The following is a 24,376-nucleotide window of genomic DNA, read 5'->3' on the forward strand; positions in this document are numbered from 1 at the left end:
CTTCGGGTTGCGCAGTCTTATTCAAATAAACTGCGATGAAGCGCTTTTACCGCGCTGTCTGAGGAGGCGGCCGGCAGCAGGAAACAGAGCGTATGGTCGGACGCACCGTGGCAAATCATCCGCACATGATGTTTTTCCAGCTCAGTGAACACATCTTTGCAGACACCTGACGCCTGAGTCAGGTCGTTACCGATGAGCGTCACCAGGTCCAGACCGGTTTCCAGCTCAACGCGACAGCGGGACGAGAGTTCGGTCAACAACGAGGTGGTCAATGAATCTGCATCACCGGAGGTCGCGCCCGATGCGTTGAGGATCAGCGCAATGCTGGTTTCTGAGGTGGTGACCAAATCAATCACCGTATTATGTCGCGACAGCACCGCAAACATCTCAGCTAAAAAAACGCAGGCCGGTTGGGTATTCAGACTGTGCAATTTCAGCAGCGTCTGTTTACGACGCACGGCCAGCGCCCGGTAGCGGGGTGGGTTATCCGCATGGCAACACACCAGCGTGCCGCCCGCCGACGGGTTTTTACTGGAGCCCACAAAGACCGGTATATTTTTGCGCATCGCAGGCAGCATAGTGGCCGGATGCAGCACTTTGGCGCCATAGGCCGCCATTTCGCTGGCCTCAGAAAATGAGACGTTATCCATGCGCTGCGCCTGGGGAACAATGCGGGGATCGGTGGTGTAAATCCCGGCAACATCGGTCCAGATATCCACACGTGCGGCGTGTAATGCCTCGCCAAACAGTGACGCGCTGTAATCGCTACCGCCGCGACCCAGCGTTGTCGTATGCCCCTTCGCATCACTGCCAATAAAGCCCTGAGTGATCACCAGCGCCTGTTCAAGACGCGGGCGTAGCTGTTTTTCCGCCAGTTCTGCGATTGCCCCAGGCACCGGTTCTGCACAGCCGAAACAGTCATTTGTGCGAATCACTTTGCGGGCATCGAACCACTGTGTTTCAACGCCGCGTTCGCGCAACACTTCAACAAACAGCAGGCTGGACATCAGCTCGCCGTGGCTGACTAACGCGTCGTTCAACGCCGTTGAACTGACGCTGGCAGCTTCTTCGGCAAGACGGCTGATGTTTTCGAGCAGATGATCGATTTCCTGACTGATAGCGGTTGGCTGGCTCAGGCGGGAAATTATGTTGTACTGGATGGCGCGTAGCGTTTCGATTTTGTCCGTGCGTTCACCACTCTCCAGGCCAGCGGAAAGCTCCACTAACAGATTGGTGACGCCAGCAGAGGCGGACAATACAACCAGACGAACATCTTGATCGGCAAGGACGATGGAGGCACTACGGTTCATCGCGTCAAAATCAGCAACACTGGTGCCGCCAAATTTCGCAACAACGATTTGTGGATAAATGCGAGTCATAACAATCTCATATCAGGGCGCCATATAAGGAATGGCATGAAAATTTTCATTCTCGGCATAAGGGAAGCGGGCTGCGTGAAGGGGAGATACCCGTTACGTCAGCGGCTTACGCCTTACGAAATGTCCGCCCGCGAACATTTCTGGTTACAACCCAGGATGTTGCTCCCGTTGTCGATAACATGTTTGCCTGTAACGCGTTACCGGGGTGTTACTTATTTATGACTTAAATTATTAATTCCTTTTGCAATACGCGTTTCTTCTTTGTCGCGCAGGGTAAGCTTGCGAGAAAACGTCACGTTTTCTCGTTAGTTTTAACAAACGAAATCGTCGCTTTTACCCGCTATCGCGACGTGCGGGATTTTTATCGCGGGCATAGTAAGTGATTTAACCCGCCGGATCGATAATTTCCTTACGCTTTATGGCAAAGAAGTAAAAAAAATAATAATGCACTCAACTGCTTCCATCATCATTAACTTTAAATGACAGAAAACCTAGAATAAATAACCATAATATAGGTTAAGGCGGCGTTGTTATCATGATGTTGTACATAAAACAGGCATTACTCACTAAGTAACAGAATTAGTTACAAATTATGATGCCTGCATTAAAGCCAGTTGCGTTGTTTCTCATTGATTTCAAATAAAAAAAGCTTAAACGGGTGTGGAAAATAAAATATTGAGTCCGTTGCTAAAAAAACATATATTAGCCGCGTTTTTTACACCCCCCTTAAACATTAATTCAACCCGGCGTTAAACATACCCGCGGTTGTAGGAGTGATATGATGACGGATAAAGTCCGTATTGATACTTTGAGTGCTAATTCATTACCGCAAAGCAATGAAACCTTTTTAGCAAGACAAGCTGAGTTTGAATCCAATGTCCGCAGCTATCCGCGCAAATTGCCTTTAGCGATTGCCAAAGCACAGGGCGTTTGGATCACTGATGTGGAGGGCAATCAATATCTTGACTGCCTCGCAGGTGCCGGGACGATGGCGCTTGGTCATAACCATCCTGAAGTGCTTCAGAGCATCCAAAGTGTCATTACCAGTGGCTTACCGTTACATACGCTCGACCTGACCACGCCGTTGAAAGATGAGTTTTCATCTTATCTTCTGTCGCTGTTGCCGGGTCAGGGTAAAGAGTACTGCCTGCAATTTACCGGTCCTTCCGGCGCTGACGCCGTTGAAGCCGCACTGAAACTGGCGAAAAAGGTCACTGGCCGTTCTGGCGTGATCAGCTTCTCCGGTGGTTACCATGGCATGACCCATGGCGCGCTCTCCGTGACGGGTAACCTGTCACCGAAAGAAGCCGTCAACGGTATGATGCCAGAAGTCCAGTTTATGCCGTATCCGAACCAGTACCGCTGCCCGCTGGGTATCGGTGGTGAAGCCGGTGTCAAAGCGCTGACCTACTACTTCGATAACCTGATTAACGACGTCGAAAGCGGTGTGCGTAAGCCTGCTGCTGTGATCCTGGAAGCCGTACAAGGCGAGGGCGGTGTTAACCCGGCCCCGGCTGAGTGGCTGCAGCGTATCCGTAAAGTGACCCAGGAACACGGCATTATGCTGATTATCGACGAAGTGCAGGCTGGTTTTGCCCGTACCGGTAAATTGTTCGCCTTTGAACACGCGGGTATTGAGCCTGACATTATTGTCATGTCCAAAGCTGTGGGTGGCGGTCTGCCGCTGGCTGTACTGGGTATCAAAAAACAGTTTGACGCATGGGCTCCGGGTCACCACACCGGGACGTTCCGTGGCAACCAGTTGGCAATGGCTACCGGCCTGACCACACTGAAAATCCTCAAAGACGATCGCATTGCCGATAAAGTCGCTGTGCAGGGCGAGTGGCTGAAAGGCAAACTGGCCGAGCTGCAGCAACGTTACCCGGTTATCGGTCACATTCGCGGTCTGGGTCTGATGATCGGTATCGAGATCGTGAAACCGAACGAAGCGCAGGATCACATGGGTTGCTACCCGGCTGATGGCGAACTGTCTGCGCTGCTGCAGAAAGAGTGCTTCAAAGCGGGTCTGATTCTGGAGCGCGGTGGCCGTAACGGTTGTGTACTGCGTCTGCTGCCTTCGCTGCTGATCAGCAATGCAGAACTGGAAATCTTCCTGGATAAATTTGAAACCGCGTTGCTGAACGCTGGCGTTAAGCCTGTTTAATCGGAGTTGTCGATCGCATGTCTGATATTAATCCGATTCTGTCAGGTTCTGAGCAGAGCATTGCTGCCTATCAGGACGCCATTGAGCAAAGCACGAAAGCCGTTGTGCAATGGTTACAGCAACCTGAGATGTATCAGGGCAAGACCGTCGAGCAGCTCCGCGAGCGCATCAAGTTAGAGTTCAACTCTCAGGGCCTGGGTAACCAGGCCGCTATTGAGCGCGCCGTGGAGTACTTCCTCAAAGACAGTCTGTCCGTGCACCACCCGCAGTGCGTGGCGCATCTGCACTGCCCGAGTCTGGTGATTAGCCAGGCGGCGGAAGTGCTGATTAACGCCACCAACCAGAGTATGGACTCCTGGGATCAAAGCCCGTCTGCCACCATCATGGAAGTGAAGCTGATTGAATGGCTGCGTGAGCAGGTCGGTTTCGGGGCGGGCGACGCGGGTGTGTTCACCAGCGGCGGGACGCAGAGTAACCTGATGGGCCTGATGCTGGCGCGTGATGCATTCTTCGCGCGTCAGGGGCACTCCGTTCAGCAGAACGGCTTAACGGGCGATCTCAGCAAGCTCAAAGTGTTCTGTTCTGAAAATGCGCACTTCTCTGTGCAGAAGAATATGGCGCTGATGGGGCTGGGCTACCGTTCTGTCACGCTGGTGAAAACGGACGAATTCTCACGCATGGACGTGAGCGATCTGTCTGAGAAACTGGCGCAGGCGAAAGCCAACGGTGAGCAGGTGATGGCGATTGTCGCAACCGCCGGCACCACCGATGCGGGCGCTATCGATCCGCTGGCCGATATCGCAGCACTGGCGGCAAAAGAAGGGATCTGGGTTCACGTCGATGCAGCCTGGGGCGGCGCACTGCTGCTGTCCGAGAAGTATCGTCATTACCTGAACGGTCTTGAGTTAGTGGATTCCGTGACACTGGACTTCCACAAACAGTTCTTCCAGACCATCAGTTGCGGCGCATTCTTGCTCAAAGATGCCCGTCACTATCAACTGATGCGTTACCAGGCGGCTTACCTGAACTCCGACTTTGACGAAGAGCACGGTGTTCCAAACCTGGTATCGAAGTCTTTACAGACCACCCGTCGTTTTGACGCCCTGAAATTGTGGATGGGCCTTGAAGCACTGGGTCAGAAGAAATATGCCGAAATCATCGATAACGGTGTAACGCTGGCGCAGGATGTGGCCGCCTGGGTTCTTGAACAGCCGCAACTGGAACTGGTCATGAAACCGCAACTGGCGAGCGTGCTGTTCCGCTTCCGTCCGGCGCAGGGTGATATGGCATTTGTTGCCCTGTTGAACCAGCGTATCGGCGATGCGCTGCTGGCTTCTGGCGCGGCGAACGTGGGGGTAACCGAAGCAGATGGCATCACCTGCCTGAAACTGACGTTGCTGAACCCGACCGTCAACCTGCAGGACGTTAAAGTGCTGCTGGAAAGCGTGAAAGCGTGCGGTCAGCAACTGCTGAACGCCTGATTTAGCCCCTGAGCCTGTAAAAACCGACAGCAGAAATGCTGTCGGTTTTTTTATGCCTGCTCAGTTGCGCCCGTTCCCCGGCACATTCAGATCTGGCCCGATGTAGCGACCGCGCGGGCGAATCACCTTACAGGTGTTGATTTGCTCCATCGCATGCGCCAGCAACCCGACGCTGCGGGCGATGGAGAAAAGCGCAAAGGCCGCATCGCCCTGTAGCCGGTAACGTGTTACCAGAGCGGCCAGCACCGCATCAATGTTGGGATAAAGCCCGGTCAGGGTCGTGACCTTTTCGATAAATTTGGCGATCTCTTCCGGCGGCTCGAACTCTTCCAGCAGGGCAACCGCGCGCGGGTCGCCATCGGGATACAGATGGTGGCCGAAGCCCGGAATCGGCAGCGCCGAGGAGAGATAACGGTTAACCACCTGTTCGGCACTGGAACGCTCGACCTCATCTAACAGCGCTTTCACGCGCGGGGTGGCATCGCCATGCAGCGGGCCGGTAAAAGTTGCAAGCCCGGTCAGCAGACAGGCGGGTAACGATGCGCCGTTAGAGGCGGCAATACGCGTGGCGAACGCGGAGCTGGTCAGCTCATGATCGGCAAGCAGCACCATCGCTTTGCGCAGGAGATCCGCCACATCCTTTTCTTTTCCCCAGCCCTTTGCGAGACGCTGATGAATCAGCAAAGAGGGGGTATTTTCGGCACCAAATGTCGAGGCCAGATGGCCGACCAGGTTTGCCGCTTCTGCATGCAGTACGCGTGGCGTGCGCGCATGGGTGGAATGGCCCGTGGCGGTTGCCGTTGCCAGCGCGACAAACGCATGCGTGCGATCCGGCGGATAGGGCGGGTAATCACGCGCCTGAACGGAAAACGCGTCCAGGCTTTCTGCGTCCCATAGCAGGCGGGCGGTCTCTTCCAGCGTCGCCTCTTTAGCAAAGTTGATCACATCTTTTCCCCGGTAAAACAGACGACCACGGGCAAACGTCGAGATAGCTGTCGGAATACTGGGTTCGGTGCCAAAAAGGGTATTTGCGGCGAGCGTTTCCCGTTTCCGGCCTTGCTGCTTCTTCTGTTTCAGCTTCTGAATATTCTCGGCGCTGTACAGGCTGCGGCGTATGTTGTGTGGATCCGGATGGGAGGCAATTAATCCACGGCTAACGTATGCATAGATGGTTTGCGCACGCACGCCGAGAAAGTCCTGAACCTCCTCCAGCGTAAGCCATGGCGCTACTTTAGTCTTGGGTTCCATCATTGAGCCTGATCACCACTGAACCGAATCAATAAACTTTATATTTCAGTCGTTGTTCAATCAATGTTGATTAACATAATCAACTGATAGCCAGGTCGCAAAATGGTGAGATATTGGTGATGACGTGACATAAAGCGAGGAAATAAATACTCTGCCGCTTCGTTTTCTCATTGCATGACATTTTGAGATACCTGAATAAGGATGTTGTCAACGAAGAGATGCAATCTATCGCTCACTCGTCACACTCCTGAGTTCTGATGACAGATATTTATATTGATTAATTTAATCAAGATTGATCCTGACAAGACCTTATTCTACCGTCAAATAAGTACTCAATGATAAAAACGACAAAATGAATGACGGTAAATATAAAGCATTAATTATAACGACTACTGCACATTTTCGTCGGCAAGAACACTTACCCATAATTATTACCTCTCTGAAATTGCAGGGCGGTAAATAAAAAGAACACCTACAAATCCATGAAGGACAAAAATATGAACCATGTGCAACAACCAGAGCTTGCCGAGGCAGCAAGAGAGGCCGACATAGCAACACCGCGAAAGGCAACACGCATTCGATATTACATGCTGGGTCTTATTTTGTTTGCGACAATCCTTAATTTTGTCGACAGGTCGTGTATTGGTATTTTGGCCCCGTTTATCAGTAAAGATCTGACTCTCGATAAAGTTCAGATGGGACAGATATTCGCGGCATTTGGCCTGACATATGCCTTTGCGCTTATCCCCGGTGGTATTATTGCCGACGTGCTAGGCTCCCGTATTGCTTACGCTTTTTCGCTGATTACCTGGTCGCTGGCGACCATGACGCAAGGGCTGGCAAGCGGATTTAATATGCTGTTCGGTTCACGACTGGCGATTGGGGCCCTTGAAGCACCGGCTTTTCCCTCTAACGCACGCGCGGTCACCATGTGGTTTCCGACCAGCGAAAGGGGATTTGCGACCAGCGTATATGTTATGGGGCAATACATCGGTACCCCCTTATTCACCGGTCTGATTTTATGGATGGCGAATGGTTTTGGCTGGCGTTCAGCCTCTTATCTGACCGGTGGTGCTGGCGTGCTTTTCGGTATTCTGTGGTACTTCTGGTACCGCGATCCGCTCAATCATCGCTCGGCAAATGCGGCGGAACTGAAGCATATTCGTGAGGGCGGCGGCCTTGTCGGTAAAAAAGAACGTGACCGTTTTGACTGGAAAAATGCGCTGCGCTTGTTGAAACACCGTCAAATTCTGGCGATTTGCCTGGGTAAATTCTGCAATAATGCCATCCTGGTATTTTTCACCACCTGGTTTATGACTTATCTCGTCGAAGAGCGTCAGATGACGATGATTAAGGTGGGAATTTTCCAGGCATTGCCATTTCTCGGCGCAACCGCAGGGATTCTGTTAGCGGGTTTCTTCTCTGATTATTTCATTCGCCGTGGTTATTCTATGTCAGCAGCGCGCAAGGCGCCGTTGATCATCGGTACGCTGCTGGGGTCTTCTATTTTACTGGTTAATTTCGTCACCTCGAATGAGTTGATTATCGCTATTTTAACCGTCTCTTTCTTTGCGCAGGGGGTAGGGTCGTCGTCCTGGGCTGCCGTGTCGGAAATTGCACCACGGCAATATATTGGGTTAACCAGAAGCATCACCAGCCTTGCCGCTAATATTGCTGGCGTCACCACGCCGATCATGATTGGTTATATTCTGCATGCGACGGGCCAGTTCTTTTGGGCGCTCAATATGATGGGGATTATGTGTTTGATTGGCGCATTCGCCTATTCATTCCTTCTCGGACCATTATCCCGAATTGAAATGGATTAACGCCATTAGCGGAATAACACGTTAAATACCACAGCGATTGTGTACTGATTTATCCAGCCTGCGTCGTTAAAGATTCACAATGTCATGGGGCCAGGCTGGAATTATTACGAGGGAGAGAGAAGTGATTAAGTTTAAATGGGACCATTTACAACTGCGCAGCCCGGACCCGGAATTGACCGCGTCATGGTTTGAACGTTGCCTGGATGCAGAAATCATCCGTAAGCCAGGCAAAGTGGATATTCGCCTTGCCGGAATCGATATCTTTATCGCGCCAGTGACTGAAGGCGATGGCGTTGCGCCAGCGCCACTGCCGCCATACCAGGGGCTGGACCATTTTGGCCTGACGGTCGACAACCTCGATGACGTAGCCGCCGAATTAAAAAAACGCGGCGTGGTATTTACTCAGGAACCAAAAACGCTTCGTCCCGGTGTGCGCGGGTGCTTTATTCGCGGACCGCAAAATATCGCCATTGAAATACTTGAAAGAGACCTGCCATAAATTCGGCAGTGCGCAGGCAATAACGACTAACACGCCAGCCATTGATTGGCGCAACTATGGATCTGATGTTATGAAACCCAGTATTTTACAGTTAAACCCTATTTTGATTCCCGCGATTAGCGAGAGATTGAACGCCCTCTATACCGTTTACCGTTACTTTGAGATCGACGATAAAGAGACCTTTATTAAAGAACACGGTAATAGCATTCGTGGCGTTGTCTCCGGTGGTCATACGGGTATTAGCAATGCGCTTATGGAAAAACTGCCCGCGCTTGAAGTGGTCGCTATTAATGGCGTTGGTGTGGATGCGGTCGATCTGGACTACGCCCGCAAACGTGGAATTCATGTTACTGCCACGCTTGGCGCGCTGACAGAAGATGTGGCTGACCTTGCCATTGGCCTGCTGATCGCGACCTGTCGCGGTATCTGTTCCGGCGACCGTGTGGTGCGTAACGGCCTGTGGGCGAAAAATCCGCATCCGGGTTCCATTCCGCTTTCCCGCCGTTTCAGCGGCATGCGGGTCGGCATCGTCGGAATGGGCCGGGTAGGGCGCGCCATTGCCGCCCGCGCATCGGCATTCGGATGCCCGATCAGCTATACCGACCTGCATGCCATGCAAGACCTTGATTACCCATTTATAGCTGACCTTCAGGAACTGGCCCGCCAGAGCGACGCGCTAATCCTTTCCGCTTCTGCGGACAAAGCGGAAGGCATTATTAATGCCGCCGTCCTTGATGCGCTGGGACAGGATGGCTTCCTCGTGAACATCGCTCGCGGAAAACTGGTCAATGAACCTGATCTGGTCGCGGCGTTAACCGAAGGACGCATCAGCGGTGCGGGGCTGGATGTTTTCGTTGATGAACCGAATGTTCCTGAGGTGCTTTTTGGCCTGGACAGCGTTGTGTTGCAGGCGCATCGCGCCAGTGCCACGGTGGAGACGCGTACCGCGATGGGGGAAATGGTGCTGGCGAGTCTTGCCCAGGCGCTTTCCGGACAGCGTCCCGAGAACAGTCTGACCCGTTGAGCAGGACTGCTATTATTTTGTTTATCAAACTATTAAATAAAGGAAGCAGTGATGATCACCTCAAGAAAGATTGCCCTGGTCACCGGCGCGGGCACCGGGATTGGCAGGGCAACGGCGCTGGCGCTGTTCCGTGCCGGCTATTTTGTTGTTCTCGCTGGCCGTCGTCTGGATCCGCTACTGGAGACAGTTGCCGCGATGGAAGATAGCAGTGAAGGTGGCCAGACCATGGTCGTACCGACTGATGTAACCGACCCCGAATCGGTCAATGCGCTGTTTGCGCGGATCAAGGATAAGCTCGGGCGCCTTGATGTGTTGTTTAATAATGCCGGAACCAATTTTCCCGGTATCCCCTTTGAAGAGCTGAGCTACGAGAAGTGGTCCGCCGTGGTGAATGTCAATCTGACCGGAATGTTCCTTTGTGCTCAGGGCGCATTCCGCCTGATGAAGGAACAAACCCCGCAGGGGGGCCGCATCATTAACAATGGGTCTGTTTCGGCGCACGCACCGCGGCCTGATTCGGCAGCCTATACGGCAACCAAGCATGGCGTGACCGGGCTGACGAAGAGCATTTCGCTCGATGGCAGAAAGTACGATATCGCCTGTGGGCAGATTGATATTGGTAATGCGTATACGGAACTATCGCAGCGGATGTCTAAAGGTGTGAAGCAGGCCAATGGTGAGCTGGCGGTGGAAGCGATGATGGATGTATCGCAGGTCGCTAACAGCGTGGTCTACATGGCCAGCGTTCCGCTGGATACCAATGTGCAGTTTATCACCGTGATGGCGACCAAAATGCCGTTTGTCGGGCGCGGTTAACGTTCAGCAAGTCCATTTACATGCAGACTCAGTCCGGTTGCGCCTGACGCGTAAACGGACTGAGGACTGTGTTTCTTATCCCTCTTTGGTGAAGGCCTTCGGGTAGGTTTTTTCGTAATAGCCTTTCATCTCACTCTCTTCAAGGGACAGCGCCCTCTTAAGATGCCATGAACAGAGAAGCAGTGGGGCTATCATTAACACAGCAAGCCCTGAAAAGAGCGTGAACACACTCACACCCAGCCAGTGAATAAACCCGCCTGCTATCAGGACGCCGAAGGGGTTGACCAGACTCGAGAGAAACGCCGACATCGCCGCCATCCGTGTCCGATAATGTCCGGGGGTGGCGGTCGCTCTCAGGGTGCTGAGATTCACATTAATTAAGTTGAACGCCAGGCCACAGAAGAAGGCCAGCGCAATCGAGATGTTGATATCCGGGACCAGCACAATAGCCGGGACGCTTCCACCCAACAAAATAAACCCGATAACGACATTCCAGAAACGTCCAACATTTCGGGTTATTGCCGCATTAAGGTAGAGGCTGCCGGCCAGTAATCCGACGGCGAAGGAAAATTCAAATGCGCCAAGGTACGAGGCGGGCAGGTGCAACTCCGTGCTTATCCAAAACGGAATGGTCACAGAAAAGAAGGGGAACATCGTAAAATTGATGAGCGCGGAAATTAAGGCGATGTGAAACTCTGATTTGACACGGTAGATAGCGACAAATCCGCCTTTCGTTTTTCTGAACCAGCTTTCACCTGCGTGTGGCGAATGCACGCACACAGGCCGTTTCGCAAGCAGAACGCAGGCCAGGCACGATAATCCTTGCAGTAACGCGGCGGCATAAAGCGCCAGGCCAATAGAAAACAACGCGATTAGCGAGGCGGCCAGCACCGGCCCGGTGAGCATAATCACGGAATTGATGGCCGAGCGGCTGGATATGGCGCGTGAAACATGACCGTCATCGACCAGATCGGGGATCAGACCCATGATGGTGGGCTCTCTGACTGATGCCACCGCGCTCATCGCGATGAGGCCTGCGGTCAGTAAAACAAGGTGGAATTGTCCCGCCGAACAGGCAAGAGAAAACAGCATCATGATGACGAAAACCGCGAGCTGACAGCCGTTAATAAACTTTACGCGGTGAAACCGATCGCCGAATGAGGCGAGAAAAGGCTTCAGGTAAATCTCGGCGGCAACGGAAAACGCGATCAATGATGAGAAGGCGACCGCTGAATGGGTCTCCTTTAAGCACCACCATGCCAGAGCCAGACGGAATACATGCCCAGCCAACAGGCTGAGGGTCGTTGCGGTTTGTAAAAGGAAGAATGCGGGACCAAGCCGCATGAAGGCGTTAAATTTCATCGTGCGTATCAAACATTATGAGGACGGATGAAGGAAACATTCCGTCAACATAACGTAAATTTGTTCCGGATGACAAAAAGAGAAGAGGATCCAGTAAATAAACGACTTAGCCGTCACAGTCTGGTACGGCAGACCCTGTTTTGAGGTGTAACTGGTCGATTTCAATTATGTTGAGCATGAAGTATACATATGTAAGGCATCTGCATATACTTTGCATATGTACACATGCCATAAAACCATATAATCAGGAGGACGTCATGCGAACCGTATCCATCTTCAAAAACGGCAACAATCGTGCCATCCGTCTGCCTCGCGATCTGGATTTCGAAGGAGTGAGCGAACTGGAGATCATCAGGGAAGGGGACTGCATCATCCTGCGCCCGGTGCGACCGACGTGGAGTTCTTTCGCGCAATTAGAAAAAGCCGACCCGGATTTTATGGCAGAACGTGAAGATGTGGTCAGTGATGAGGGACGCTTTGATCTATGAAGAAAACCTTTATGCTCGACACTAATATTTGCTCATTCATTATGCGCGAGCATCCGGAAAGCGTTATTAAGCGTCTGGAGCAGGCAGTGTTGTGCAACAATCGAATCGTAGTATCGGCTATCACCTATGCGGAAATGCGCTTCGGCGCGATCGGTAAAAAGGCGTCGCCGCATCATGCGAAGCTGGTTGATGCGTTCTGTGCTCGCCTTGATGCCGTGCTAGCCTGGGACCGGGCGGCAGTGGATGCCACTACGCAAATAAAGCTTGCGCTGGCGTTGGCTGGTACGCCGATTGGTCCGAACGATACCGCGATTGCCGGGCATGCTATTGCCGCTGGCGTCGTGCTGGTAACAAATAATACGCGGGAGTTTGAGCGGGTGCCGGGTCTGATTCTGGAAGACTGGGCAAAATAAATGTTGACCAGGGTGAGAGTGTAAATCGAGTCAGCTTCGCCATACAGGCTGAGGTTTCGTACATGCAATGCAGGCGGTTAACGTAGTAGCAGTAGAACAGAGTGCGCTTTAGTTAAATCACAACAATGATCTTATTTAACTTATGTTGTATGAAAACTCAGTTCATAAGAAAAATACGTCATATTTCATTGCTTTAAATGAAAGTTTTCAAAAAAAACATTAACTCACCTCAAGATAACTTCATGAACTAACAGGAAATGTGCCTCTTGGCAGCATTTTCTGACAGCATACGCTCGTTCTGTGCATGGAACATCAGGCATCTTAGCCGTAGAACCACACGCATTATTTTTAGGGGTTTCTGATTGCCTTCTTGAAAAAATCTTTAAGTTCTGTAATATTCAGATTCGTTAAGATTTATTCGGGATAATTGTTTCTGAGGGCGGTAGCGTTGCCACTTCTGACTGGTTTTCCAGCCAAGTTTAAGATCACTTTATAATAGCGAATTTTCTAAAGAATGGAAATTTAAATATATAAATACACTATCCAACTTAGACTAATAGTCTATGCGCACGGAGATAGGGCAATAAAACGAAAATTAAATTTACACATTTTCTAAGCCAACCGAACAACACGAAAAGAATAAAGCGAAATATTATTAGACGGGAGGGTATTTCTACTCATTATTGTGCCAGCTAAATTATCCTGCACCTCACTCACTTAATCTATGTTGCACAAAAAATTCCATAATCAAAAATACTACATTGTTTTAAGTAAATCTTATTAAGATATAAGTCAATTCATCTTTTCTCACTAGCACCTTACGTAATTTAGATTGTTCTATTGGAATATTGAATAAAATTAAATCCTTGGTCAGGGGAGTTAAAGCCGAACCCGAGGGAAAAAACGGAGTTAAGTAATGACGGGCCAAAATAACTACCTGACGTCGCTCGAGACCTGTAGACGGATCGCCAAAGAAGAGTACACGACTGTTCAGCGCCACTTCGAACAATGCGATGCCATTATCGATGGGTTGAGTAAAGAATTGCAACGCGTGATTGAACATGGTAGCCGAACGCTTTCCAAAGATAAGATGGTTGTTGATGGTCTTACCGACATGCTGCATAACCTTGAGAGGGATTATGGAAAGCTACTCTCGAAACGAAACGCCAATCTTGCAAAGCAGCTAAAAAGTCTTGATTGCTTTAACGTCATGCTTTTTGGTCGCACAATGGCGGGTAAAAGTACGGTTCGCGAGGCGATTACCCGAGGAGATGGTCGGACCATTGGTAAAGGAGCACAAAGAACAACACGCGACGTTCAAGAGTACGAATGGAACAACTTAAGGATAGTCGACACCCCTGGCTTCGGAGCCTATAACGGCCTGGAGGACACGCAGGTTGCCCACGAGATCCTTGAGCAGTCAGACGTCGTGCTGTTCATGCTGAATAGCGACAGTATTCAGGAATCAACTTTTGTTGAGCTCGAACATGTTCATAAGCTCAACAAACCCTTGATCTTCGTGTTGAACATGAAAAAAGATCTGGAGAATGAGGGAAATAGGCGACGGGCGCTGAATAATCCGGAAAAATATATTTTCAAAGAAGAAGATATTCATGGGCATACTGAGCGCTTAAAAAAACTCGCTGGCCGTGTAGGCATCAATCCCGGCGCGGTTCGAATCATCCCCATTCATGCCCAAGCTGCCTTCCTGGCAACGACTATCACTGGTGAAGAAGGTACTCAATTGCATGAGCTGAGTCGAATCGATCACATTCTTAATGCGCTCATTGAAGAAGTCGAAGGCAATGGCCCGATCCGTAGAGTCCAGACGTTTCTAGATTCAAGCCTTCACCATATTGAGGAGCAGAGTTTACTGATTCTAAGACAAAGGGATCAACTTTCCATGCTTTTGCCACAGTATGAAAGCGGCCTCACACGTATTTCCCAATGGAAGATGAAGACGCTTCGCGATGCACCACGGTTCCTCTCAAGGGAAGTCGATCTGGCTTTTAAACCTCTCATTGACTCTGTGGCTGATTTTGTTGATGACAATATTGAGAGTGACAATGCGGCAGGCGCCTGGGATCGTCATTATAAAAGTTTAAATATTGTTAAAAATATTGAGAAATCGGTGCAGGATTTGGCTGAGCAGGTGATGGAGGAACTTCAGGATTTCAATCGTGAAATGAATGAGGGACTTGACATTACTCTGTCTTTTGAAGTTATCCACAATGGGAAGAACTTCAGCGAGTTCGACTTCAGGCGAATAAATGGCTGGGGTTCGGCGATAGCCGGGGCTATAAGTGCTATTGCATTCTTTAATGCCTGGAATCCTGTCGGTTGGGTGGCGGCTGGTATTGGTTTAGTATTCACCATATTCTCGTTATTCTCAGATAGTCGTGCTAAAAAACTTAAAGAGGCTAAGTCTAAACAGCGTCAGGTTTTGCTTGAGGATATAGAGAAAAGTAAGAAAAAAATAAAGGCTAATCTAGTCGATTGGTTCGAAATGAATATCCATCGGGCCTGCATTATCCCGGCGGAAAATAACATGTCTCTTCTTTGTCAAGCACTGAGTAAGTTTATAAGTGAAATGGATGTTGCCGACAGTCAACTCTGTACCTTGAAGCACGAGATTAACTTTAGGCTACTGAACAGAGTGGCTCATATCATCACTAAGCAACATTTTGTCCTGCCGAGGCCGATCAAGGTGGTGCGCATTCCTGGCTATGCATGTTATTTTCTTATTTCAGATTATTTCCGAAACACTGACCTTCTTATAGCTATGAGTAAATCCATGAGAGAAAAGATACTGGCAGTGTATAACACAAGCCTAGATAAAAAAATATCACATCTTTATAAAGGGCTCGTAGATAGGGTCGAACTGACCGGAGATAATAATGTTTCCGTATTCGTTCAGAAAAAAAATATAAGTAAAATTATTGGGAAAGACCACCGCCGCATAAAAATGGTGGCTGCGCTTTGTTCCTGTGAAATAGACCTCATCACTGTTTAAGGAAGAGTCATGACCGAAATTGGTTACAACACGCTCAAAGAAAAGGTGGAAAGCCTTTACCAACGTTCTCATGAGTTATGGTGCGCCGGTAACGTCAATGCATCGGAAGCAAATTTTGATATTAATTTAGCGCCTTTAAATCTTGTTTTTGCCGGACAGTATAGTGCTGGCAAGTCCTCTCTCATTAAAATGCTGACGGGTATCGAGAATATCAAAACTGGGTCCGGTGTTACTACAGATGCGGTTACTCAATATCAGCATAAGTCGTTAAACATCTGGGATACGCCTGGGATACTTGCGGGTGAATGCGAACAACATGATGCCAAAGCGCTTGAGGCGATATCGAAAGCAGATCTTCTGGTCTATGTCATTACCAATGAACTGTTTGATGATGTCGTTGGCGCGGCCTTCCGGGACCTGTGCTTTAAGCAAGGACGCGCCGGGGAGATAATGATCGTCATCAATAAGTTTGAAAGCGACTCGGCCGATAAAGAGACTAAGATTTCGGGTATCACGCAGGTGCTTGAGCCCAAAATTCCTGAGGACTTTCCCATCGTTTTTACTGATGCGCAGTCATTCTTCGACGCGTTGGATGAGGACGATGAGCAAGAGCGTCAAGAGCTGTTGGAGCTTTCCAACGCGGAAGGGCTCACCAAAGCCATTGATAGTTTTGTGGCGCAACGTGGTCTGTACGCCAGGCTGACAACGCCTCTCCAGCAGCTTCAAGTCAGGCTGGAATCAAAAATAGATGAGCTGACTATTTCTGACCCGCTGCAAAAAGGCTTGGTGAGCTTACTCACTCAAAACAAGCGCGTATTTATGGCTAACAGGCGTGATCTGATTAAAAAAGTCGGAGTGAATCTGGACACGCTGAATAGTCAGATCGTTGAGCAAGGCAACCAACTGGCCGATGCTTTAGGTGGAGAACAGGAAGCATTCGAAAAGATGCAGGACAGCGCGATTTACAAATGTGAGCGACTAATTAATTCGACTTTGGAAGCGCTGCGGGACACTGTAGACGAGTGTCTGTCAGATCTGGAGGCTGAGTTAGTCGAATTGGCGAATACCCCTGCCAGCGCGAAGATCAATGAAGCACTGTTGACTGCAAAGAATTTCAACCCCGAAGCCGAACAAGGGAAAGTCGGCAGCGTCTCAAACGACGATCCCTTCAAGCTTAATAGTGCAATTAATCAGGCTATGGTGAAGTCTGCAGAGAAAGGGTTTTCCTTCCTGGCAAAAAGCGCTATAGGTGATGCCTCTAAAACGGGGCTGAAATCCATTTCTGGTAGCAGCCTGCACAGTGCTATTAAAGAAATTGGGGGCTTCTTTGGCTACAAGTTCAAAGCTTGGGAGGCGGTAAAAATAGCGGAAAAAATAGGGAAGGGCGCAAAATTTCTGGGTCCCGCCATGGCGATTTTTGGGGTAGGTATGCAGATTTATGATGACTATCAACAGTCTGAGCATGCAAAAAAGATTGTTCAAATTAAGCGGGACATTCGCAAAAACTTTAAAGAATACAGCGAAGCCGTGCGTGAGAGTATGGATACTCAGCTCAAGAAGGTGCTTGAAATGGGCTTTGATCTGCCTATCACGAATATCGATGAGGCTCTGCATGAAATACGCTCACAGGTTGAGGGTAAATCCGATAGCGCTAATGCGCTGCGGGCACAACTGGATGAAATCAAAAATTTACGCGAAGAGATTCAAGGTGCCTTTTAATATTTCAAGACATAATTATTTTGTATCTAGTGTTCTGCGCTAAATAGGTGTTCCAAAACTATACACTCTTGCCAGCCTGTTTTTACCCATTAAGAGATGGGCTGGCCTTTGTTGATTCTTAGTTAGTGGGAGTGTCTTATGAACTTATTTACCACAGTAGGTAATTTAACATAATATACATTATGCGCACTAATGTAAGATGCCGCAGAATCCGGCTTTGTTTGGTCATCCTTGTTCTGGTCATTTGTCGCCTTTGAATGCGTGTTTGGCGGCGCCACCGCGCTGACCTTTATCATTCTTCACAGCCGACTCTGTCACTGTTTTCATCTGTTGGCGTTCCCTGATGAAATCGCATCTGCCAGTCCGTTGTTTCGCTTGTGCGCTTCACCCACAACGATGTTCGCAATGTCTGTCGACCGATGCGGCCTTGCTCATCAACCGTAAAACTTCGGTACGTCAATAACACGCACGCGTCATCCACCACAGATAACGCAAAATCATCGGACTGGATTTGTTGATCACCGGTTTCCATGACTAACGCACGGATGACATGTTCTCTGTCGTACCGCTGACCTGAACGGCCAATTTCAAAAAAATCGCGGTGCAGTAATTTCTCCAGCAACGTTTTCTGACTTCGCGTTTTCGCATGATGAAGTTTCTGCTCATTCTGTATGAGTAATGCCAGCACATCTTGTGTCATCACAATGTTCCTGTTTGTTCGCTAACGTTTCGCCGATCCTGTTTCGCGCCAGGCCGACACTCACGACCACTATTTCTGCTCTTGCGGTCTTACCGTTACGTTTCAATTCATTTGCGCTTTAATTCAAATTCTTAACGCATAAAAATGCCTTAATAACAAATGATTACCATTACCGTTGACACCCTTTCCCTGGCATTGTATAAAACCGCGCCTTGTTATTAATTCTCATTTACGATTTTACCCGTTTCCTGCCCTGGAAACCCGCTAACGAAGGATAGCGTTACATGAAAAAGGTCATCAGTGCTTTAGGATTGGTTTTCGCTTCGGTCAGTTCCGCGTTTGCTACTACCTACCCTGTTACCATCGAAAATTGCGGATATAAAGAAACATTCACCAAAGCCCCTGAGCGCGTCGTCGCGCTGGGCCAAAACACTGTTGAGATCCTTCTGTTACTTGGCCTCGAGGACAAAGTGGTTGCCAGCGCATTCTGGCCGACAAAAGTGTTGCCATCTCTTGCAGAAAAAAACAGTAAAATCAAAAACCTGACCGTTGAAATCCCGACACTCGAATCCATCCTCGCCCAAAACCCGGACTTCGTTCCTGCCCAGATCCCTCTGTTACTGGGGCCGGAAAGCAAAGTCGCTAAACGTGAAGATCTCAGCACCGTTGGCGTCAATAGCTATATGTCGCCGGGGATGTGCGCCACGAAGAAAGGCGTTGGCGATATGTACGGTAGCCGGCAGAAGCTATGGGATATGAGCTTCCTTTACCAGGAAATTATGGATTTCGCGACCATTTTCAACGTAGAAGATCGCGGTAAGGCGCTGATTGCCGATTTCAAAAAACGTGAAAATGATCTGCGTGCCGAGTTCAGCAAGAACAAGAAAGACCTCTCGTTTGTCTTCTGGTTCTCTAGCTCATCGCCGTCTGCTGACGCCTATGTTGGCGGCAAGAATAGCGCGTCAGGATTTATCGCGAATGTGCTGGGCGGCCACAACGCCATTACCTCTGAAACCGAATGGCCAACGGTTGGCTGGGAAAGCATTATCGCCGCTAACCCGGATGTCATCGTCGTCTCCAGTCTTGACCGCAACCGCTGGGCACTGGATAACGCCGAAGAAAAAATTAAATTCCTGAAAAGCGATCCGGCCGTCAGCCAGCTCGATGCTGTTAAAAAAGGTCACATCGTCGTGATGGACGGCCAGGCGATGAACCCGACAATTCGTACTATCTATGGTGCTGAACAGGTTGCCGAACAGCTCAGAAAAATGGGACTGAATTGATGAGTTCCGCAGTACAACAGGCCCGCCAGGGCCTGATACTCACCACATCAACAGTGCTGGCGCTTATTCTTCTTTTTGTGGTGATTGCCACAGGCGTCAGCGTCGGCGAACTGTCCATTCCGCTTAGCAGCGTCTTTTATGCGCTGACCAACAAAGCCGGATTCACCGACATACCACTCAGCCGCATCCATGAAAGTGTGATCTGGGATTTCCGTCTTAGCCGTGCGTTGGTCGCAGCCTGTTGTGGTGCGGGGCTGGCGATGTGTGGCGCCGTTTTGCAAAGTCTGCTGAAAAATGCCCTGGCGGAACCCTATGTACTCGGCGTATCGGCAGGCGCGTCAACGGGTGCCGTCTCGGTTGTGGTGCTTGGTATCGGTACTGGCGCAGTTTCCCTTTCCGCAGGTGCGTTTGCCGGGGCCTTTGCCGCTTTTGCGTTTGTCGCCTTTCTCACCAACGGCGCACGTGGCGGTAATGAGCGTACGATTCTGGCGGGCGTCGCGGCATCCCAACTCTTCAACGCCATCACGGCATATACCATCAGTACTTCCGCCAGCGCACAACAGGCGCGTGACGTGATGTTCTGGCTCCTTGGCAGCTTTAGCGGCGTTCGCTGGCCGGAGTTTCAACTGATACTGGTCGTTCTGCTGGCTGGTCTTGCGGTATGCCTTTTTTACTCTCGCGCACTGGATGCCTTTACCTTTGGCGACGATGCCGCAGCATCACTTGGTATCAATGTTCCCGTGGCTCGCCTGATCCTCTTTACTGCCACAGCGCTGATGACCGCCACCATTGTCAGCATGGCGGGATCGATCGGTTTTGTCGGTCTGGTCGTTCCGCATATGATGCGCTTTTTCTTCGGCCCGCTTCACCGTACGTTACTGATTGCCAGTGCGCTGGCAGGCGCAATCCTGATGGTGCTGGCTGATATCGCCTCCAGAATGCTGATCGCACCGCAGAGCCTGCCGGTCGGCGTAGTCACCGCGCTGGTTGGCGTGCCTTTCTTTGCTGTCATTATCTATCGTTCAAGGAACAAGTGATGAGCATCACTGCTGAAAACATTACCTGGAAGATAGCTAAGAAAACCATCGTCAATAATGTCTCACTGGCTGTCTCCCAGGGACAAACGATGGGATTACTTGGCCCCAACGGTTCCGGAAAATCCTCGTTGCTGCGTATACTTGCCGGATTACGTCGCCCGCATGCAGGCACGGTTTCGCTCGATGGTCACGACATCGCCCGGATGCCTAAAAAGCAGCTTGCCCGTCGCATTGCCTTCGTTGAACAGCACGGGATGACCGAATCCAATATGCGGGTTCGCGACGTGGTAAAACTGGGGCGCATTCCGCACCATTCCGCTTTTTCTGGCTGGACATCTCACGATGATGAGACGGTAAATGCGGCGCTTGAACGGGTAGATATGCTCGGAAAAAGCGATCAGGGATGGCTGAGTTTATCGGGCGGTGAACGCCAGCGCGTGCACATCGCCAGGGCACTGGCACAGGTACCGAGCGAAATCTTGTTGGATGAGCCAACCAACCACCTGGATATTCATCACCAGATGCAACTGATGCAACTCATCAGTGAGCTGCCGGTGACCAGTATTGTCGCTATTCACGATCTTAACCATGCCTCGATGTTCTGTGACGCATTGATTGTCATGCAACAAGGCCAGGTGATTGCCACGGGCACCCCGCAGGAGATTCTGACCGAAGAGTTACTCTGGGAGGTCTTTCGGGTGAAAACGCATATTGAAATATCGGCGTTTCATGGCAAGAAGCATATTCACTACCTTATCTGAATAAGACTATCTGGATGCATTTACTTCGCCCCGCCACACACCTCTGGCCGCCCGTTTTACTGGGCAGCCAGTTTGTATTCAATATCGGTTTTTACGCTGTCGTTCCCTTTCTGGCGATCTTTCTTCGCGATGACATGCTGCTTTCCGGTGGAATGATCGGCCTGATTCTCGGGTTAAGAACCTTTTCACAACAGGGCATGTTTATCGTTGGCGGTGCCCTGTCCGACCGCTTCGGCGCCCGCAGCATCATACTTTGCGGCTGTGTTATCCGCGTGGTGGGGTATCTTCTGCTGGCACTGGGTGACAGTATCACGCCGATTATTCTCGGCGCTTGTCTGACAGGCATTGGCGGCGCCCTTTTCTCTCCGTCCATAGAAGCCTTGCTGGCAAAGGCGGGTACGGACAGTGAAGCGAACGGCAAGCGCAATCGCGCGGAATGGTTCGCGCTCTTTGCCGTCTGCGGCGAACTTGGCGCGGTGCTCGGCCCTGTTCTGGGTTCCATGCTGGCCGGTCTGGGATTTCGCCAGGTCGCTCTGGCGGGGGCAGCGGTATTTATCGTTGCGCTTGGCGTGTTGCATTTTTGCCTGCCGCGCAATCCGTCACGCCAGACGACGCTGCATATTACGCCGTGGTGGACCACCTTTCGCCAGCCGCGGTTTGTGGCCTTTATTATCGCCTACAGTTCATGGCTATTGAGCTACAACCAATTATACCTGGCATTGCCGGTGGAGATTGCCCGCGCCGGCGGCAGCGAGAAGGATTTAGGGCCGTTGTTTATGTTGGCTTCGGGGCTGATCATTCTGTTTCAGCTTCCCCTCGCCCGCTTTGCCCGGCGCGTTGGCGCGGTGCGGATATTGCCCTGCGGCTTTCTGCTATTGTCCGCGTCATTTCTGAGTGTCGCTCTGTTCGCCGCATCGACGCCCCCGGACTCCTGGCTTCGCCTGCTGCCCGCCGCCTGTTTTGTTACGCTACTGACGATGGGACAGATGTTACTGGTGCCCTCAGCAAAAGATTTGATCCCGCAATTTGCCGCGCCGTCCATGTTGGGTGCACACTATGGTGCACTGGCAACCGCTGGCGGTATTGCGGTGCTGGCGGGTAATTTCCTGCTGGGCAGCCAGCTCGACCGGGCGTTAACGCCCTCAGCCGATGCCATCTACCCCTGGTTGCAACTGGCAGTATTTCCCTTTGTAAGCGCTATCGCCCTGTTTTTTATTTGCCGGACCGGGCGGGGAAAAGAGAGCCGTTAACGCGTTATTTCTCCGCGCATGTCTCTGGATCGGTTTTTCACCCACTCTTTGTACATCCCCGGAGACATGCCCATCACGGCATTAAATGCGCGTCGGAATGCCGTTTCATCGTTGTATCCACACTCTGTTGCGACTTGTGAAACCGTCTTGCCGCGATTTTCCAGCAGCATAGCCGCTGTCTCCATGCGTACACGAGTAATAAAGCTTTTGGGACTTTCCTGCGTGAGTTCTGTCATTTTTCGATTGAGCGTTCTGGTGGTCATATTAAGCGATGCGGCAAGTTGCTCGACCGTTATCGATGGCTCCTGAAAACGCACCAGGTGTTCGGCTTTAATGAGTAACGGATGGCGCGAATTTAAAAATCCCGCCGGAGCATAGAGATGTTGTGAGAGTGGCTGGCTATCAGCAACGGCCATATCAGCAGTCAGTTTTGCCATCTCATCGCCCGCGTACAACCTGACAACGTGTATCGCCAGATCCACCCATGAAAGCGGCCCGCCGGTGGTGAGGATATTCCGGTCTTCCACCAGCGCTTTCCCCCAGACGGGTTTTGTAAGCGGATAGCGTTCCCGGAACGTGTGATATAACCACCATGTTGTCGCGCACATCCGTCCGTTTAACAGCCCGGCTTCTGCCAGAATAAAGCCCCCCGCGCAGGCACCGGCAACGGCACATCCTTGCTGATATTGTGCTTTTACCCACCGCGCTGCATCGGTGATTGCCGCTTTGGAAAGCGGATATTTTTCTTCATCAAGACGCATGCCGCTGGCAATAATCAGCGAATATTTATCGCTCTCAAAGGATCCTTCACTTTCAATCCGCCTGCCCTGCGCATCGATGACGGGATGACCATCCGCTGTGACGATCTGCGCGCTAAAACCCGGTTCATTACCGGTATCGCGATGGCACAGCGCCGGGTTTTGCTCAGCCACCTGATTTGCGAGCCAGAACATATCAGACAACCCCGAGAGGGCCGATTTCATACTTCCCGGCACCGCGAGTAAGGCAATTTTCATCATCAAGTCCTGAAAAACACAATGTCCGATTTTGCATGATACCTGTCATTAATGACACTTAATATCGCTTTCGGCATGGCGTTACACTCTGGAAACGTTATTTATACGCATCGGGATACCCTGCTATGTCCTTTTTCATCAATAAAATCATGCGACACGCGTCGTTTCTGCTCTGCCTCATTTTTGCAACAAGCGCTGGCGCACAGGAGTCAATTATCAAAAACATCGTTCTGGTTCATGGCGCGTTTACCGATGGATCGAGTTGGTCCGCTGTCACTGCGCTCCTGCAGGCCAAAGGGTATAACGTTACCGCCGTACAAAACCCGCTGACTTCTCTTAACGATGATGTGGCGGCAACGGAGCGCGTCCTGCAACGGCAACACGGCGACGTACTGCTTGTCGGCCACTCCTGGGGTGGCGCGGTGATTACCCAGGCCGGAAATGCTGAAAACGTGAAAGGGCTTGTCTATCTGTCGGCACTGGTGCCCGACAGCGGTGAATCTGTTACCGATACCCTTACGCGCCTGAATGCCCCCATGAGTGGGATGCAGCCAGATAACAACGGCTTGATTTGGCTGGATAACCCGGAGATGTTCCAAAACGTTATGGCAAATGATCTGCCTGAGCCTCAGGCGCGTTTACTTGCCGCAGCACAACAACCGATAGCAGCGAAAGCCTTCAATGAAAAAGTGAACCATGCCGCCTGGCGCAATAAGCCGTCGTGGTATTTAGTCACGGAAAATGACAACGCGCTTAACCCTGCCGTACAAAACTTATTGGCGCGAGAAGCTGGCGCTAATATCACCCACCTCCCGTCAAGTCATATGTCAATGGTATCGCACCCGAAGGACGTTGCGGCGCTTATTGATAAAGCAGCACACAACCTTAAACAGTGAC

20 protein-coding genes are annotated in these 24,376 nt (G+C 50.7%); 15 read left to right on the forward strand and 5 right to left on the reverse strand.

Features of this window, described 5'->3' with window-relative positions; all coding sequences use genetic code 11:
- Nucleotides 1-17: 17 nt before the first annotated feature.
- Nucleotides 18-1,379, reverse strand: a complete 1,362-nt coding sequence (gene lysC / locus C5523_RS13275; RefSeq protein WP_039079002.1) for a lysine-sensitive aspartokinase 3 — start codon at nt 1,377-1,379, stop codon at nt 18-20.
- Between the two features lie 778 nt (nt 1,380-2,157).
- On the opposite strand from lysC, the gene C5523_RS13280 reads away from it, so the two are divergent.
- Together C5523_RS13280 and C5523_RS13285 are read left to right on the forward strand one after the other, a co-directional pair.
- Nucleotides 2,158-3,543 carry a diaminobutyrate--2-oxoglutarate transaminase gene (locus C5523_RS13280; RefSeq protein ID WP_039079003.1) on the forward strand — a complete coding sequence of 462 codons (1,386 nt, stop codon included), beginning with the start codon at nt 2,158-2,160 and terminating at the stop codon, nt 3,541-3,543.
- A gap of 17 nt (nt 3,544-3,560) precedes the next feature.
- On the forward strand, nt 3,561-5,024 hold the full coding sequence (locus tag C5523_RS13285) for an aspartate aminotransferase family protein (protein WP_108701291.1): 1,464 nt from the start codon (nt 3,561-3,563) through the stop codon (nt 5,022-5,024).
- 60 nt (nt 5,025-5,084) lie between these two features.
- On the opposite strand, the gene C5523_RS13290 is transcribed toward C5523_RS13285, so the two are convergent.
- Nucleotides 5,085-6,275, reverse strand: a complete 1,191-nt coding sequence (locus C5523_RS13290; protein WP_223878788.1) for a citrate synthase family protein — start codon at nt 6,273-6,275, stop codon at nt 5,085-5,087.
- Between the two features lie 494 nt (nt 6,276-6,769).
- Here C5523_RS13290 and C5523_RS13295 point away from each other — a divergent pair, with 494 nt between their 5' ends.
- The 4 genes from C5523_RS13295 to C5523_RS13310 all read left to right on the forward strand — a co-directional run bounded on the left by C5523_RS13295 (nt 6,770) and on the right by C5523_RS13310 (nt 10,437).
- Nucleotides 6,770-8,098, forward strand: coding sequence for an MFS transporter (locus tag C5523_RS13295; RefSeq protein ID WP_108701293.1), 1,329 nt, complete (start codon nt 6,770-6,772; stop codon nt 8,096-8,098).
- Nucleotides 8,099-8,219: 121 nt separating this feature from the next.
- Nucleotides 8,220-8,597 (forward strand): VOC family protein, encoded by a 378-nt coding sequence (locus tag C5523_RS13300; RefSeq protein WP_108701294.1) that lies wholly within the window; start codon nt 8,220-8,222, stop codon nt 8,595-8,597.
- Nucleotides 8,598-8,667: 70 nt separating this feature from the next.
- A complete protein-coding gene (locus C5523_RS13305) occupies nt 8,668-9,621 on the forward strand; it encodes a 2-hydroxyacid dehydrogenase (protein ID WP_108701295.1) in 954 nt (317 codons plus the stop codon).
- Between the two features lie 51 nt (nt 9,622-9,672).
- Nucleotides 9,673-10,437: an SDR family oxidoreductase gene (locus tag C5523_RS13310; RefSeq protein ID WP_039079009.1), complete on the forward strand. Its 765-nt coding sequence runs from the start codon at nt 9,673-9,675 to the stop codon at nt 10,435-10,437.
- 75 nt (nt 10,438-10,512) lie between these two features.
- On the opposite strand, the gene C5523_RS13315 is transcribed toward C5523_RS13310, so the two are convergent.
- Nucleotides 10,513-11,799 carry an MFS transporter gene (locus C5523_RS13315; RefSeq protein ID WP_108701296.1) on the reverse strand — a complete coding sequence of 429 codons (1,287 nt, stop codon included), beginning with the start codon at nt 11,797-11,799 and terminating at the stop codon, nt 10,513-10,515.
- A 257-nt stretch (nt 11,800-12,056) separates the two neighbouring features.
- Here C5523_RS13315 and vapB point away from each other — a divergent pair, with 257 nt between their 5' ends.
- From vapB to C5523_RS13335, 4 genes are all read left to right on the forward strand, one after another.
- Nucleotides 12,057-12,287, forward strand: a complete 231-nt coding sequence (gene vapB / locus C5523_RS13320) for a type II toxin-antitoxin system VapB family antitoxin (RefSeq protein WP_071194209.1) — start codon at nt 12,057-12,059, stop codon at nt 12,285-12,287.
- Complete coding sequence (locus C5523_RS13325; protein ID WP_108701297.1) at nt 12,284-12,700, forward strand: PIN domain-containing protein; 417 nt, start codon at nt 12,284-12,286, stop codon at nt 12,698-12,700. The genes vapB and C5523_RS13325 overlap by 4 nt, the downstream gene beginning before the upstream one ends.
- Nucleotides 12,701-13,616: 916 nt before the next feature.
- On the forward strand, nt 13,617-15,713 hold the full coding sequence (locus C5523_RS13330) for a GTPase (protein WP_108701298.1): 2,097 nt from the start codon (nt 13,617-13,619) through the stop codon (nt 15,711-15,713).
- 9 nt (nt 15,714-15,722) lie between these two features.
- The gene (locus C5523_RS13335) at nt 15,723-17,432 is read left to right on the forward strand and encodes a GTPase domain-containing protein (RefSeq protein WP_108701299.1); all 1,710 of its coding nucleotides are present in this window, start codon (nt 15,723-15,725) and stop codon (nt 17,430-17,432) included.
- A gap of 292 nt (nt 17,433-17,724) precedes the next feature.
- Here C5523_RS13335 and C5523_RS13340 read toward each other — a convergent pair whose 3' ends face one another.
- Nucleotides 17,725-18,132 (reverse strand): DUF4440 domain-containing protein, encoded by a 408-nt coding sequence (locus C5523_RS13340; RefSeq protein WP_108701300.1) that lies wholly within the window; start codon nt 18,130-18,132, stop codon nt 17,725-17,727.
- A gap of 284 nt (nt 18,133-18,416) precedes the next feature.
- On the opposite strand from C5523_RS13340, the gene C5523_RS13345 reads away from it, so the two are divergent.
- Genes C5523_RS13345 through C5523_RS13360 form a run of 4 tightly spaced genes read left to right on the forward strand, consistent with a single transcriptional unit; the run spans nt 18,417 to nt 22,463 of the window.
- A complete protein-coding gene (locus tag C5523_RS13345; protein WP_039079015.1) occupies nt 18,417-19,415 on the forward strand; it encodes an ABC transporter substrate-binding protein in 999 nt (332 codons plus the stop codon).
- The gene (locus tag C5523_RS13350) at nt 19,415-20,452 is read left to right on the forward strand and encodes an iron ABC transporter permease (RefSeq protein WP_108701301.1); all 1,038 of its coding nucleotides are present in this window, start codon (nt 19,415-19,417) and stop codon (nt 20,450-20,452) included. The genes C5523_RS13345 and C5523_RS13350 overlap by 1 nt, the downstream gene beginning before the upstream one ends.
- Nucleotides 20,452-21,213 (forward strand): ABC transporter ATP-binding protein, encoded by a 762-nt coding sequence (locus C5523_RS13355; RefSeq protein WP_108701302.1) that lies wholly within the window; start codon nt 20,452-20,454, stop codon nt 21,211-21,213. Before C5523_RS13350 ends, C5523_RS13355 begins: the two co-directional genes overlap by 1 nt.
- Nucleotides 21,214-21,227: 14 nt before the next feature.
- Nucleotides 21,228-22,463 (forward strand): MDR family MFS transporter, encoded by a 1,236-nt coding sequence (locus tag C5523_RS13360; protein ID WP_369944900.1) that lies wholly within the window; start codon nt 21,228-21,230, stop codon nt 22,461-22,463.
- Here the strand turns inward: C5523_RS13360 and C5523_RS13365 are convergent.
- Entirely contained in the window at nt 22,460-23,482 is a 1,023-nt protein-coding gene (locus C5523_RS13365; RefSeq protein ID WP_369944901.1) for a GlxA family transcriptional regulator, read from the reverse strand. The two genes, C5523_RS13360 and C5523_RS13365, sit on opposite strands and share 4 nt — an antisense overlap.
- A gap of 122 nt (nt 23,483-23,604) precedes the next feature.
- On the opposite strand from C5523_RS13365, the gene C5523_RS13370 reads away from it, so the two are divergent.
- A complete protein-coding gene (locus C5523_RS13370) occupies nt 23,605-24,375 on the forward strand; it encodes an alpha/beta hydrolase (protein WP_108701305.1) in 771 nt (256 codons plus the stop codon).
- Nucleotide 24,376: the final 1 nt, after the last annotated feature.

The organism is Phytobacter sp. SCO41 (assembly GCF_003073275.1).
GTDB lineage: Bacteria > Pseudomonadota > Gammaproteobacteria > Enterobacterales > Enterobacteriaceae > Phytobacter > Phytobacter diazotrophicus.

Coding starts and splice junctions, on each gene's coding strand:
- lysC (WP_039079002.1), bottom strand. CDS start 1,379: ATGACTCGCATTTATCCACAAATCGTTGTTGCGAAATTTGGCGGCACC.
- C5523_RS13280 (WP_039079003.1), top strand. CDS start 2,158: ATGATGACGGATAAAGTCCGTATTGATACTTTGAGTGCTAATTCATTA.
- C5523_RS13285 (WP_108701291.1), top strand. CDS start 3,561: ATGTCTGATATTAATCCGATTCTGTCAGGTTCTGAGCAGAGCATTGCT.
- C5523_RS13290 (WP_223878788.1), bottom strand. CDS start 6,275: ATGATGGAACCCAAGACTAAAGTAGCGCCATGGCTTACGCTGGAGGAG.
- C5523_RS13295 (WP_108701293.1), top strand. CDS start 6,770: ATGAACCATGTGCAACAACCAGAGCTTGCCGAGGCAGCAAGAGAGGCC.
- C5523_RS13305 (WP_108701295.1), top strand. CDS start 8,668: ATGAAACCCAGTATTTTACAGTTAAACCCTATTTTGATTCCCGCGATT.
- C5523_RS13310 (WP_039079009.1), top strand. CDS start 9,673: ATGATCACCTCAAGAAAGATTGCCCTGGTCACCGGCGCGGGCACCGGG.
- C5523_RS13315 (WP_108701296.1), bottom strand. CDS start 11,799: ATGAAATTTAACGCCTTCATGCGGCTTGGTCCCGCATTCTTCCTTTTA.
- vapB (WP_071194209.1), top strand. CDS start 12,057: ATGCGAACCGTATCCATCTTCAAAAACGGCAACAATCGTGCCATCCGT.
- C5523_RS13325 (WP_108701297.1), top strand. CDS start 12,284: ATGAAGAAAACCTTTATGCTCGACACTAATATTTGCTCATTCATTATG.
- C5523_RS13330 (WP_108701298.1), top strand. CDS start 13,617: ATGACGGGCCAAAATAACTACCTGACGTCGCTCGAGACCTGTAGACGG.
- C5523_RS13335 (WP_108701299.1), top strand. CDS start 15,723: ATGACCGAAATTGGTTACAACACGCTCAAAGAAAAGGTGGAAAGCCTT.
- C5523_RS13340 (WP_108701300.1), bottom strand. CDS start 18,132: ATGACACAAGATGTGCTGGCATTACTCATACAGAATGAGCAGAAACTT.
- C5523_RS13345 (WP_039079015.1), top strand. CDS start 18,417: ATGAAAAAGGTCATCAGTGCTTTAGGATTGGTTTTCGCTTCGGTCAGT.
- C5523_RS13350 (WP_108701301.1), top strand. CDS start 19,415: ATGAGTTCCGCAGTACAACAGGCCCGCCAGGGCCTGATACTCACCACA.
- C5523_RS13355 (WP_108701302.1), top strand. CDS start 20,452: ATGAGCATCACTGCTGAAAACATTACCTGGAAGATAGCTAAGAAAACC.
- C5523_RS13360 (WP_369944900.1), top strand. CDS start 21,228: ATGCATTTACTTCGCCCCGCCACACACCTCTGGCCGCCCGTTTTACTG.
- C5523_RS13365 (WP_369944901.1), bottom strand. CDS start 23,482: ATGATGAAAATTGCCTTACTCGCGGTGCCGGGAAGTATGAAATCGGCC.
- C5523_RS13370 (WP_108701305.1), top strand. CDS start 23,605: ATGTCCTTTTTCATCAATAAAATCATGCGACACGCGTCGTTTCTGCTC.